Annotated in this window: 8 protein-coding genes and 3 tRNA genes; 2 read left to right on the forward strand and 9 right to left on the reverse strand. The window is 65.9% G+C overall.

Annotation, left to right across the window (positions count from 1 at the left end):
- The first annotated feature begins 114 nt into the window (after positions 1 to 114).
- Positions 115 to 792: a FadR/GntR family transcriptional regulator gene (locus EMO90_RS06405; protein ID WP_150354622.1), complete on the forward strand. Its 678-nt coding sequence runs from the start codon at positions 115 to 117 to the stop codon at positions 790 to 792.
- 740 nt (positions 793 to 1,532) lie between these two features.
- Here the strand turns inward: EMO90_RS06405 and EMO90_RS06410 are convergent.
- The 5 genes from EMO90_RS06410 to leuC all read right to left on the reverse strand — a co-directional run bounded on the left by EMO90_RS06410 (position 1,533) and on the right by leuC (position 8,852).
- Positions 1,533 to 3,179: a S10 family peptidase gene (locus EMO90_RS06410; RefSeq protein WP_150354623.1), complete on the reverse strand. Its 1,647-nt coding sequence runs from the start codon at positions 3,177 to 3,179 to the stop codon at positions 1,533 to 1,535.
- Entirely contained in the window at positions 3,176 to 4,306 is a 1,131-nt protein-coding gene (gene hisC / locus EMO90_RS06415) for a histidinol-phosphate transaminase (RefSeq protein WP_150354624.1), read from the reverse strand. Before hisC ends, EMO90_RS06410 begins: the two co-directional genes overlap by 4 nt.
- Positions 4,307 to 4,350: 44 nt before the next feature.
- Positions 4,351 to 6,000 (reverse strand): hypothetical protein, encoded by a 1,650-nt coding sequence (locus EMO90_RS06420; RefSeq protein ID WP_190972070.1) that lies wholly within the window; start codon positions 5,998 to 6,000, stop codon positions 4,351 to 4,353.
- A 714-nt stretch (positions 6,001 to 6,714) separates the two neighbouring features.
- Positions 6,715 to 7,401, reverse strand: a complete 687-nt coding sequence (gene leuD, locus EMO90_RS06425; protein WP_150354626.1) for a 3-isopropylmalate dehydratase small subunit — start codon at positions 7,399 to 7,401, stop codon at positions 6,715 to 6,717.
- A gap of 47 nt (positions 7,402 to 7,448) precedes the next feature.
- A complete protein-coding gene (gene leuC / locus EMO90_RS06430; RefSeq protein ID WP_150354627.1) occupies positions 7,449 to 8,852 on the reverse strand; it encodes a 3-isopropylmalate dehydratase large subunit in 1,404 nt (467 codons plus the stop codon).
- Between the two features lie 305 nt (positions 8,853 to 9,157).
- Here leuC and EMO90_RS06435 point away from each other — a divergent pair, with 305 nt between their 5' ends.
- Positions 9,158 to 9,943 carry an IclR family transcriptional regulator gene (locus EMO90_RS06435; RefSeq protein ID WP_150354639.1) on the forward strand — a complete coding sequence of 262 codons (786 nt, stop codon included), beginning with the start codon at positions 9,158 to 9,160 and terminating at the stop codon, positions 9,941 to 9,943.
- Between the two features lie 103 nt (positions 9,944 to 10,046).
- Here EMO90_RS06435 and EMO90_RS06440 read toward each other — a convergent pair whose 3' ends face one another.
- The 4 genes from EMO90_RS06440 to EMO90_RS06455 all read right to left on the reverse strand — a co-directional run bounded on the left by EMO90_RS06440 (position 10,047) and on the right by EMO90_RS06455 (position 12,823).
- Positions 10,047 to 11,480, reverse strand: a complete 1,434-nt coding sequence (locus tag EMO90_RS06440) for a metallophosphoesterase family protein (RefSeq protein WP_150354628.1) — start codon at positions 11,478 to 11,480, stop codon at positions 10,047 to 10,049.
- 893 nt (positions 11,481 to 12,373) lie between these two features.
- Positions 12,374 to 12,448, reverse strand: a tRNA-Gln gene (locus EMO90_RS06445).
- Between the two features lie 41 nt (positions 12,449 to 12,489).
- Positions 12,490 to 12,562 (reverse strand) — tRNA-Glu (locus EMO90_RS06450).
- Between the two features lie 186 nt (positions 12,563 to 12,748).
- Positions 12,749 to 12,823: transfer RNA gene (locus EMO90_RS06455), tRNA-Gln, on the reverse strand.
- Between the last annotated feature and the right edge of the window lie 52 nt (positions 12,824 to 12,875).

Here is a 12,875-nt window from a genome sequence, read left to right on the forward strand (position 1 = left end):
AATAGACTTCAAACAAGGGGCGTCAATGTTTCGCACGTGTTCGTCTGTGATCTTTCGCCTATGATCGAGGGTTGAGGCGGCGTCCGCATACGACCGGCCCGCGAAGGAGGATCCATGACCGTCACGCAATCGGCATCCGGCGCGGTGGCCGACGCAATCGAGGAAAGCATCCGCACGCGGCACATGCCCGCGGGCGAGCGTATCGGCACGAAAACCGAGCTGCTGGAACGCTTCTCCGTGGCCCCGGCGACACTGAACGAGGCACTGCGGATCCTGCGCGAGCGGCGGATTGTGGTGGTCAAGCCCGGCCCCAAGGGCGGCATCTTCGTGGCCGAGCAGCCCCCGCTGTCCCGATTGGCGCTGGAGATTGTGGACCTGCGATCCAAGGGGCTGATCGACGCGAACAACGCCGTGGAGGTGCTCGACGGTTTGGACAATCAGGTGATGCTCGATGCCGTCCGCCATCGCACCGACGCCGACGTGGCCGATCTTGAGGCCCTGCGCGGCGAGCTTGAGGCGCAGTGGCACACGCCCGGCAGCGAGGCGGTCAACTGGAAGCTGCACCGGCGGATCGCGAACATCACGCCGAATCTAATGCTACGTAGTTTCTACCAGAATCTGGTCGACTACATCCTGGCCGACGGCGACGACCCCACCTTCGGCATCAGCGGCTTCACCCCGGACAGCGACGATCGGCTGCGGATACATCTGGATCTGATCGACGTGATCGTGCGGCGCGACGAGGCGCGCATCGAGGAGGTGCTGGCCGCGCACAGGATGGTGAAGGGCTGAGCGTAGCGAGGGCATAGCGGAGCCGCTCGCGTCATCCCGGTCCCTCTCGTCATCCTGAGCGAAGCGCGAAGCGCGGAGTCGAAGGATCCTTAACGCTGCGCACCAATTAGCCCGCACTGTATGCGAGAGATTAAGGATCCTTCGACTACGCTGTGTCCGGCTACGCCGGACCGTCGCCGCCTTGGCGGCGGCTCCCCTCGCCTACGGACAGCCCACTGGGCTGTCCGCTTAACGGCTCAGTGCTCAGGATGACAAAAAAGAGGCACTCTCAGGAGGACAACACGCGCCCGGGCCCGGCGGCACACCGGCAAAAACCAGTGGTGACAATGGGGGCACAATGTGCCCACGATGTGCGCCCATTGTCACCAGCCCCGCAAACACACCCACGCCCCACGCCCAGCATCAACGTCGTCCCGAGCGAAGCACAGTCCCCCGCCGTCATCCTGAACGGGGCGAAGGATCCTTCGACTACGCCCTAACGGGCTCCGCTCAGGATGACGGAAAGGACAGACCCAGATCTTTTCTCGTCATCCTGAGCGAAGCACGAAGCGCGGAGTCGAAGGATCCTTAACGCTGCGCACCAATTAGCCCGCACTGTATGCGAGAGATTAAGGATCCTTCGACTACGCCGTGTCCGGCTACGCCGGACCGTCGCCGCCTTGGCGGCGGCTCCCCTCGCCTACGGACAGCCCACTGGGCTGTCCGCTTAACGGCTCAGTGCTCAGGATGAAGAGACGCACTCAGAACCGGCCGTCGCGGTAGAAGCGGGCCAGATCGGCGTCCATGGCGTTCAGCGCGGCGGCGTCCACATAGGCCATGTGGCCGGTGGCGTAGAGGCCGAAGGAGAGGTTCGCGCGCAGTCGGGGTGCCAGAAACAGGTGGGCGATGTCGTTGCGCACGGACAGGTAGGGGCAGGCGAGATCGTACTTGCCACCCATCACGGCCACCTTGAGTAGCGGGTTGCGCCGCATGGCCGCGGACAGGTCGAGCGCGGTATTGGGGCACATCATCGGGCCGTCGAGCGCGGGCGCCTGATGGCTCCAGCCCCAATTCGGCTCCACCTGCATGTTGTTGAGCACCAGATACGGGATGTTCCACGTGAAACCGATCTCGCTGATCGCCGCACGGAAGGCGCACACCTCGGCGGAGTTGACGCCGGCGGTGGCCGCGTCATTCGTGGCCGGATCGGCACCACCCGAACCCACAACGTAGTCATTGCTGGCTACGTAGCGCGCGTCGAATCGACCGACGATCAGGCCCTCATCCCGGCGAAGCAGGGCGCGGAAGTCTTCCATGTCGAGCCGCAGATGCCGGCGGATCAGCTCGTCCGCTGGCACGCCGACCAGCTCGCCCAATCGGCCTGCCACCTTACGCTCCCGGTCAGCCCCCAGACGATCGCCCTGGATCAGCGCCGCAGCGTACTCCCCCAGTGCAAAGTCCTCGGCCCGGCGGAGCAGATCGCCATCCACCGCGCGGTTGGCGGCAGTGGGATCTGCTCCGGCGGCGAGCGCGCGATGGTATGCGGCGGCCGCGGCATAGGACGGGATCAGGTTGATGTAGCCAATGTCCGCGCCGGGCTGCTCGGACGCCCAGTCGAGCAGGTTGGACAGCATGATCACGCCGTTGAGGTCGATGCAGCGGTTCTGGATCATGTTGGCCATCACGGCCACGCGCGTGGTGGCGTACGATTCGCCGAACAGGTACTTGGGCGCGTTCCACCGGCCATTCGCGGCGATCCAATCGACCACCGCACGGCAGAACACGTCGGCGTCGCCGTCCATATCCCATACGCGGGAGGCGGGCACGCCGGGGGCCGTGACGGACCATCCGGTACCGGGCGCGTCGATGAAGACAAGATCGGAATACCGTAGCAACGTAGCCGGGTTGTCCTCGATGGGATACGGGGCCGCGCCGGCGGGCATGGGGGCCGTGGAGGGGGCCTTGCGCGGACCGAAGCCGCCGGTGTTGAGCCAGACGCTGGACGATCCGGGACCGCCGTTGAACAGGAAGGTCACGGGGCGTTCCGGACCGGCGGGGGCGACGCGGGCGCCACCCTCGGCACCGGCGTCCGCAGACCCGGCAGCCACGGCACCATCACCCCCGTTTTCCCCGTTATTCCCTTCGGATACGCGCGTAGCTACGTAGCTAACGACGAACAGCGAGGCGATCGGGCGACCATCGTCCTCGCGCACGTCCAAATGGCCGGCCGTGGCCTCGTAATCGATGCGATCGTCGCCGTTCCGCCACGTCAGCAACCTGTTCACAGGTGCGGGATGCGGCGCGAAGCCGGGCTGGGGCTGCCGATCGGACTGGGCAGACTGGGCAGACTGAGCAACCTGAGCCACCTGGGCGTTCTGGGACGACTCCGCCGCCATCATCTCGCTCATCGCGCATCACCGTCCGCGGGAGCCCACTGCTTGGCCGCCTCGGGCAGCGCCTCGATCGCCGCCGCGCACGTCTCGATCACCAGATCGTTCGCCTCATGCGAGCCGATCGAGATGCGGATGCCGTCCCCGCTGAACACGCGCGCGATCACGCCGGCTTCCGTGAGCCGCTCGGCCACCCGATCGGTCAGATCGCCCAGCTGCAGCCAGAAGAAGTTCGCGCCGGAATCGGGCACATGCCAGCCCTGTCCGCGCAGCGCGCCCAGCACGCGAGCGCGCTCGGCGATCAGATCGCGCACACGATCATCCAGCTCGGACTGCGCATCCAGGGAGGCGACGGCGGCGGTCTGCGCCACGTCGGACACGGCGAACGGCAGGGCGACCTTGCTCATCTCATCCACCACGGCGGCCGGGCCGATGCCATAGCCGATGCGCAGGCCAGCAAGACCGTAGGCCTTGGAGAACGTGTGCGCCACCACCACGTTCGGGTACCGGCGGAACAGATCCATGGCCACCTCGGTGTCGGGATCGGTGTTGAACTGGAAGTAGGCCTCGTCGAACAGCACCACCACGTCCTTCGGCACGGCCTCAAGCAGCCGCTCGGCCTCCTCGCGCGACACCGTGGTGCCGGTGGGGTTGTTGGGGTTGTTGACGATGATCAGGCGGGTGCGATCGGTCACGGCGGCGATCATGGCCGGGATGTCGTGCCGCAGGTCGGCGGTGAGGGGCACCTGGACGGGGGTGGCGCCGGAGCCGCGCACGATGATCGGGTACGCCTCGAAGCTGCGCCACGGGTAGATCACCTCGGTGCCAGGGCCGGCGAGCGCGTTGACGAGCTCGGTGATGATCTCCGAGCTGCCGGCGCCCAAGATCACGTTGGAGGCGTCCACACCGTACTGCGCGGCGATGCGGTCAACGACCTTCCAGCCGTGCATGTCCGGGTATCGGTTGATGGTGCCCAGGGCGCCGCGCTCGATCGCCTCGACCACGGAAGGCAGCGGACCGTAGGGGTTCTCGTTGCTGGACAGTTTGAAGGCGCGGCGGTCGGTGGGGGCAGGCTTGCCTTGGCGGTAGACCGGGATGCCGGCCAGATCGGCGCGATGGCGGAATGCGGTGATGTCTGAGGTCATGGGATGAATCCTTTCCTGGGAATGATGATGACGGGTGCGGCGGATCAGGCCTGCGCGACGAACGGCCGCGCGACGAACGCTGCCAGATCATGGTTGAGGGCGATGGCGGATTCCCGATCGGAATAGGTCATGTGGCCGGCCGGGTAGATGTGCTGGACGATGCTGCCATCGGGAGCGTTCATGGAGGCGATCAGCGCATCGGAGGCGCCCACCGTGGTGATCGTGTCGTAGCAGCCGTTGGCCACCATCAGACGGAATCCGGCGATCTGATTGAGGCAGAACTCCAGCGGGGCGGCATAGTCGAACTCGTCGAACGGCGACTTCTTCGCGCCGCCGACCACGCCGTCCGCGGGGCCGCCCACGCTCCAATCCCACGCGGACCACACGTCGCCGGGCGCCTCGATGCGCGGGATGGCGCGATCCACGCCCAGCAGATCGTTGTAGAACAGGTGGGAGCAGGCGGCGAGCACGGGCGTGACGCGGGTGCTCGACGGATCCACCGGGAAGGCGGGCGATTCGGGCGCGGCGTAGCGGGCGTCGTACACGCCCAGCACTTTGCCCTCGTCCTCCAGCAGGAGCGAACGGAAGCGGGTTTTGGAGATGGCCAGATGGTTACGCAGCCAGTGGGAGGCCTTGACGCCGGTGTACCGTTCCAGCTCGTGGGCCACAGTGGCGCGCTGGGGCCCGGGCAGACGCGAGCCGGCGAACAGGGCGTTCAGGTACGGGCCATAGGCGTACGCGCGGGCCTGATCGACCGCATCCCGCCAGTCCTTCGCATCGAGACCGCTTTTGCCGTGATACCAGGCCGCGGCGGCCATGAGCGGCAGGGAGCACGCGGCGGCGGCAACCGAGCGCGGGCGATCGTGCATCTCCTGGATGTTGGTGGTGTTGCCCATGAGGATCACGCCGGCCGGGGAGATCTGCGTTTCGGCGAGGTCAAGCATGGCCTTGGCCATGAGCGGGGCGCGAACGGTGCCGTAGCTTTCGCCCAGGATGTACAGCGGGGAGGACTCGCGGCCTTCGAGGACCATCCATGCGGCGGCCGCCTCGGCGAACTGGCGGGCGTCCTCGCCGGCGGAATATTTGGATTCCACATCCACGTCCGGCTCGTAGCGGCCGTATCCGCAGCCGATCGCGTCCATGACCAGCAGATCGCAGTCGGCCAGCAGGGAGCTGGGGCTGTCCTCGAGGCGGAAGGAGTCGCGCAGCGGGGCGTCAAGGTCCTCGTTGAAAGCGGCGCGCTTGGGAGCGATGCCGGAGAGCAGTAGGGCGGTGCTGGCGACGATCGGGCCGCCGTTGAACAGGACCATGATTGGGCGGGAGGGATCGGCTGCAGGCGCGGGCGCGGAGGCGGGCGCGGACTCGGCGGATCGGTCCGAAGCGGCGGGCTGCCCGGCAACGACCTGCTCGGAAGCATTAGGTTGCGCGGAGACGGACTGCTCAGGGCCAGCGAAGAGGCGCACGAACGAGGTGACGCTCATGCGGCCCACCGGCCGACGATCCGAATCGGAGCGGGGCACGCTGATCAGGCGCACGCGGGCCTCATAGTCGATCCGCTCGCCGGACTCATTGGTGAAACTCAGGCGCTTGGCACTGTCCACGGTCGGGATCGCCGGGCCGGGCTGGTGCGGGGAGGCCGGATTGGCGGGGGCTGGGTCAGCAACAGGAGTTGCGGGGGTTGCGGGACTGGTCATGCGGCACCTCGATTGCGTCCGGGTCGGTTTCATTGTCGCTCGGAGTCTGTAGGACGGGACCCCGCGCAGCAATTCAATACAATGAATATAATGTTATAGCCCGTGATGGCCGGGAATGTTTCGGGTGTGGACTCGATTATGGGGCGCGAATGGCCAAAACTACGCGCTGAGGCAGGTTTGAGACGAGTTGCGGACGGAATCCGAGCTGGTATTTCCGATTTGTGCGGTCGTTTTCCACTACCACCCCGGATAGCATCCTTGCAATTCCGGCGAAATGACGCCACTGATACCTGAGCCCACCCAGAAAATCGACCGCACAAATCGGAAGTACGCGTTTTCAAGTGACTACGTAGGCGAATAATGCGCGTTTTTGTCATCCTGAGCGGAGCGTAGCGGAGCCGAAGGATCCTTGGCCATTACGCAGAAACCAAGCACGCGACTAGTGCGGGAGATTAAGGATCCTTCGACTGCGCTGCGCTCCGCTCAGGATGACAAGAACGGCTGGCGCCAGCGGGCCTGCCGCCTGGCCGGCCAACGGCCAGCCAACGGCCCCGCCTTCGGCCGAACAACGGCCGGACAACGCCCCCCTCCGGCCCTGCAATTAAGGTCCGGCCTGCGGCCGGGCTCAATATGGGCGGAGCCGCCCACCGGGGGCGGCTCCGCGCGGGACCTGATCGGAAGCCCACAGGGCTTCCGACCAGGCGTTGCGCGACGCTAGTCGCGCAACGCCAACGGTCCCGCCCATTCGCCTTCATTCTCGGGCTCGCGGGCGGAGACCACGGGCTCCTCCGGCCAGTGCTTGGCGGGGATGGTCTTGGGCTTGAAGGGGAAGCGCTCGGCGCGCATCTTCTCGTAGGCGGCGATGTCGTCCTCATGCTGCAGCGTCAGGTCGATGTCGTCATAGCCGTTCATCAGACGCCAGCGCACATAGTCGCCCACCTCGAACGGCAGGGTCACGTCGCCGCACGTCACGGTGCGCTGCTCCAGATCCACGGTCATATCGCGGCCGGGCTCCTCCTCCAGCAGCTTCCACAGCAGTTCCACTGACTCCTGCGGCATGATCGCCGCCAGCACGCCGTTCTTGGCGGTGTTGCCGTAGAAGATGTCCGCGAAGCTGGGCGCGATCACCACGCGGAAGCCATAGTCGTGCAGCGCCCACACCGCGTGCTCGCGCGAGGAGCCGATGCCGAATTCGGGGCCGGCCACCAGAATGCGACCCGGCGCGTACTCGTGGCGGTTGAGCACGAAGTTCGGGTCGCGCCGCCAGGCGTAGAACAGGGCGTCGTCGAAGCCGCTCTTGGTGACGCGCTTGAGGAACACGGCGGGGATGATCTGGTCGGTGTCGACGTTGGAACGGCGCAGCGGCACGCCCACGCCGGTGAGTTTGACGAGTTTTTCCATGATGCTTTCTTAACGATCCTTACACGAACGAATTGCGGATGGCACGGTCACAGGTCGGCCGGCGACGAGATCGTGCCGCGGATGGCGGTGGCGGCGGCGACCTGCGGGGAGGCGAGGTGCGTGCGCGAGCCCTTGCCCTGGCGGCCTTCGAAGTTGCGGTTCGACGTGGAGATGGAACGCTCCCCCGGCACCAGCTTGTCCGGGTTCATGCCCAGGCACATCGAGCAGCCGGCGTTGCGCCATTCGGCACCGAAGTCCTTGAAGACCTTGTCGAGCCCCTCCTTTTCCGCCTGCAGGCGCACGCGGGAGGACGACGGCACCACGAGCACGCGGTGGATCGACTTGGCCTTGTGGTGGCCCTTCATGATCGCAGCGGCCGCGCGCAGATCGTCGATGCGGCCGTTGGTGCACGAGCCGATGAACACGGTGTCCACCGGAATCGACTTGATGGGCGTGCCGGGCTCCAAATCCATGTACTTGAGGGCGCGCTCGGCGGCCGCGCGCTTGGTGGCGTCGGCTATATCCTCCGGCACGGGCACGTTCGCGGTGATCGGCAGGCCCTGACCGGGGTTGGTGCCCCAAGTCACGAATGGGCCGAGCTTGGTCGCATCGATGTCCACGACCTTGTCGAACACGGCGTCGTCATCGGTCTTCAGCGTCTTCCAGTAGGCGACGGCCTTGTCCCACATCTCGCCCTCAGGCGCGTGCGGACGGCCCTTCAGATATTCGAACGTGGTCTCGTCCGGCGCGATCATGCCGGCGCGGGCGCCCGCCTCGATGGACATGTTGCACACGGTCATGCGCTCGTCCATGGTCATGTTGCGGATCGCCTCGCCGCGGTACTCGATCACGTGGCCCTGGCCGCCGCCGGTGCCGATCTTCGCGATGATCGCGAGGATGACATCCTTGGCGGTCGCGTCCGCGGGCAGCTTGCCATTGACGTTGATGGCCATGGTCTTGAACGGCTTGAGGGACAGGGTCTGCGTGGCCATCACGTGCTCCACCTCGGACGTGCCGATGCCGAACGCGAGGGCGCCAAACGCGCCGTGCGTGGAGGTGTGGGAGTCGCCGCACACGATCGTCATGCCCGGCTGGGTGAGGCCCAGGATGGGCGCGAAGGCGTGGACGATGCCCTGATCGGCGTCCCCGAGCGGGTGCAGGCGCACGCCGAACTCCTTGCAGTTCTTCTCCAGCGTGCTCAGCTGCAGGGCGCTGGTCTTGTCCGGATTCGGGCGGTCGATGTCGACCGTGGGGGTGTTGTGATCCTCCGTGGCGATGAGCTGATCCACGTGGCGCGGCTTGCGCCCGGCCAGTCGCAGGCCCTCGAACGCCTGCGGGCTGGTGACCTCGTGCATCAGCATCAGGTCGATGTACAGCAGATCGGGCGCCCCGTCGCTGCCCTTGCGCACCAAATGATCGGCCCAGACCTTCTCGGCCAATGTCGTTCCCATGCTGGGGACCTCCTCGAATTCTTTTTTCGCGCTAGGTATTGCCTTCGCGCACCTTGTGTGCTATATAGCGTATGGTCACCATGCCTTCCGAACATATGCGGCGGCCGGTATATGAGATACGGACGGCCGCGATCACGGCAAATCGTTGATATTGCAACGTTTTGCTTTCGTCCACATCATGACACGCGCGGATTGGTCGGCGAGACGGCGAATTTTCTCGCCAATTGGACATCTCCATCGATTTGCATTTCATATTATGAGATGGCAGAATGCTCCTCATGACTTCCGAAGAGAGCGATGAGACCATGACCGACGATCCCCAGACCGCCGCGCCCCGCGCACACGACGTGCCGGACGACGGCGAGATCCATTCCGGGGTGGGCGTACTTGACAAGACAGTGAAGATTCTGGACGCACTTGAATCCGGGCCCTCCACGCTCGGACAGCTGGTGGCCGCCACCGGCCTGGCCCGACCCACCGCGCACCGACTGGCCATCGCCCTTGAACGCCATCGCTTTGTGCTGCGCGACTCCCACGGCCGCTTCGTGCTGGGCTCCCGCTTCGCCGAGCTGGCCGCCGCCGCGGGCGAGGATCGCCTGCTCACCGCAGCCGGCCCGATCCTGCGCACCCTGCTGGACCGCACCGGCGAATCGGCGCAGATCTACCGTCGCCAGGGCGATCAGCGCGTGTGCATCGCGGCCGTCGAGCGCGCCTCCGGTCTGCGCGATTCCATCCCGGTTGGCGCCATGCTGTCCATGCACGCCGGCTCCGCCGCGCAGATCCTGCTCGCATGGGAGGATTCCGAGCGCATGCATCGGGGCCTGCGCCACGCCAAGTTCACGGCCACCAAGCTCGCCCAGGTCCGCAAGCGCGGCTGGGCCGAGTCGGTCAACGAGCGCGAGGAGGGCGTGTGCTCCATCTCCGCGCCGATCCGCAACGCCTCCGGCCAGGTGATCGCCGCCATCTCCATCTCCGGCCCGACCGGCCGCATGGGCATGCAGCCCGGCCGCCACTACGCGCCGCTGGTGATGGCCGCCGGCAAGTACCTCACCGAGGCGCTGATCAAAGCCTCCACCATGGGCGCCATGTGAGCCCGGGCGCGCCTCGCGGTTTCGAAGCCTCAACTCCAGCTCCCTAGCCCAGCTCCCCCAGCAAGGGGGAGCTCTTTTTATCTGCCGCCTACCGCTTTACCGCCTACCGCCGCTTGGGCCTGAACGCGGTCATCGCGGCCGCCACCCCGGCGACCGTCGCGGCTGCGGTGGCCAGCAGTCCGGGCCGCCGCAGCAGATTCACCGCATCGCCGGCCGACGTGGGCACGTGACTCAGCGCGAACGTGTAGGCCTTGTTCCCGCTCGGCTTGCCTACCAGCGAACCGAATTCCAGCAGCTGGGTGCGCGGCTCGTACGGGTGGCGGATGTCGAACTCGATCAGCCGAGCCGCGCGGCGCTCGGGGGCGGGGCCATAGGCGTGGAAGCCGCAGGTGGGCGTGGCGCCCAGCAGCAGCCCGTCGACCGTCCCCACGAAACCATTGCGATGGTCCTGGCCGGCGAACAGGCCGATGTAGTCGCCCGCGCGCAGGATGTCGAATTCGCCGCTGTCCTTGTCCGGGCAGCTCACACCCTCCCCCAGATAGCTGCCGGGGCGAGTCTTCGACTCATCCAGCACGTAGCACTGCTGGTCGAACGCCCGGTACCCCTGGATCGCGTACGCGGTGGTGGAGGAGACCGGCTTGAGCAGATCGTAGAATTGCGGCAGCGGGGTGTGCTGGAAGACCAGCGATCGCGCGCCCACCAGCGTGGGCACCTGCCTAAGGAAGTTCAGCGCGGCCTCGGACGGCGATCCATAACCGCCCTCCTGCGCATAATCGCCGGAGTCCACAACCGCCAGACCCAACGCCACATGGCCGCCGTCCACATCGCGCACGGGCAGCGCGAACGTGCCGGGTTCGCAGGCGTGGACGGGCTGATCGGGCAGTCCGGAACCGGGCTGCCTGCGCGCCACGGCCGGATTGGCCGCCGTCGATTCGGGGTTGAGGCAGCCGGGGAACTCGCGGTAGATGGCGTCCAGCTCGGCGTTGCTCAGGCCGCACTGGAAATCATGGACGCCGTACGTGACCGCGAAGGGGATGCCACGATCGATCATCGGCTGCAGAACCGCGCTCAGGCTCCGGCGCACCAGATCCCGGGTCTGCTCCAGATCGCGCTTGCGGGCGGCCTGCTCGTCCGCCTGGGGAATCTGCGGGGCCGATGTGATGCTCTGCAGCGCGCTGCCCACCATGGCGCCCACCGATCGTCCGGCGGCCGTCACACCATCCCAGGTGGTATCCCAGCGGCGTTTGCGGAAGGTCTTGGAGAAGGCGGGGTCATAGCCGGCGATCTGGTCGCCGGTGAGGATCACCAGATCGGGGCGGGAGGCGTCCAGCGCCGCTTCGATGAGGCGGATGGTGTCCTTCGCGGGGACCGGCCCGTCCTGAATGTCGGCGAGCTGAAGCACGCGAAACTTGCCCGACGCATGGAATTGCAGGCGCCCGAGCCGGGCCGACACGGACACGGGGTAGTCGTCGCTGTTGTTCGGGTCATGCGGGCGGATGCGCGCGCGGGTTGACTGGGCAATCGACTGGGCAATCATAGGGAACAGCGTACCGCATGCAGCTTGGGGATCGCCGCGGGGCGTGGGAAGGTGGGGCGGGGTGTGGGAGGTGGGGAGCGCGACCAGGGGTATGACCGGGCGTGTTGGAGGTGGGGAGTGATGTGGAGGTGCGTGGAGTGGGCGCGGGAGGGGCTAAGCCGCGAGACGCACGGTGTGGAGGGGTGGCTTGAGACGCGACCCGGTGCGCACTGTGACGCGGCGTGTGACCTGGCGTGCACTGTGACATGGGGCGTGACGCGGCGTGCATTTGTGACTCGGCGTGTGACCGGGTGCGTGGGGCCGTGACATGGTGTGGACACGCCCGGTCACAGGGCGTCGAAATCGTTGAAATAAAGCCATTCCGCAACCCCTGTGACCGGGAATGGGCACGCCAGGTCACACCCCGCGTCACAAATGCACGCCCGGTCACACACGCCCAGTCACGAATACACACCGTGTCACACGCCCTGTCACGCCACACGATCAGGCCACGCCAGATCACACGCCCGGTCACAGCCCATGTCACGGCTTATGTCGATTGTTCATCCCACCCCGGGCCCAAGTCCGCCGAATCCGGCCCGATCTGCCCAGTTTGCACCCAGTTTGCGCCTGCCTGACCTGCAAACTGGGCAGATCCGGTCATCTGGAGGCATGTTAAGGATCCTTCGACTCCGCCCTATGGGCTGCGCTCAGGATGACGGAAAACAACATCCGTCATCCTGAGCGCAGCGAAGGATCCTTGGCCACTACGCACTAATCGGCAACTTCCGACTTAGTGCGGAAAGTTAAGGACCCTTCGACTCGCTCCGCTCGCTCAGGATGACGAAAAGGGCGCGGAAGTCCAAGCCTTCGGATAACAAAAAATCCCCGCAGGAGAACCTGCGAGGATCCATTGGCTGGGGTGCCTGGACTCGAACCAAGAATGGCTGAACCAGAATCAGCTGTGTTGCCAATTACACCACACCCCAATTGGCAAGGCGTTGCAGCTGGAACCAGCCGGACGTCTTCGTACCCCCAACCGGATTTGAACCGGTGTTGGCGCCGTGAGAGGGCGTAGTCCTAGACCGCTAGACGATGGGGGCATATTCAGTTTTCACCGGTCGCACGGACAACCGCGCAACAGATGATTAATATACACATGCCGGTACCCAATCGCAAATTTGGCGTGTCGCAAGTATTTCCAATCATGCGCACGCCGGACACACCCGCAACGCGCACCCGCAACGCAGCGCACATACGAAAAAACCCTCGCGACTGCGAGGGTCTCTTGGCTGGGGTGCCTGGACTCGAACCAAGAATGGCTGAACCAGAATCAGCTGTGTTGCCAATTACACCACACCCCAATTGGCAAGGCGTTGCAGCTGGAACCAGCCGGACGTCTTCGTACCCCCAACC

The sequence above is a fragment of the Bifidobacterium vespertilionis genome (genome assembly GCF_008698145.1).
Lineage (GTDB): Bacteria > Actinomycetota > Actinomycetes > Actinomycetales > Bifidobacteriaceae > Bifidobacterium > Bifidobacterium vespertilionis.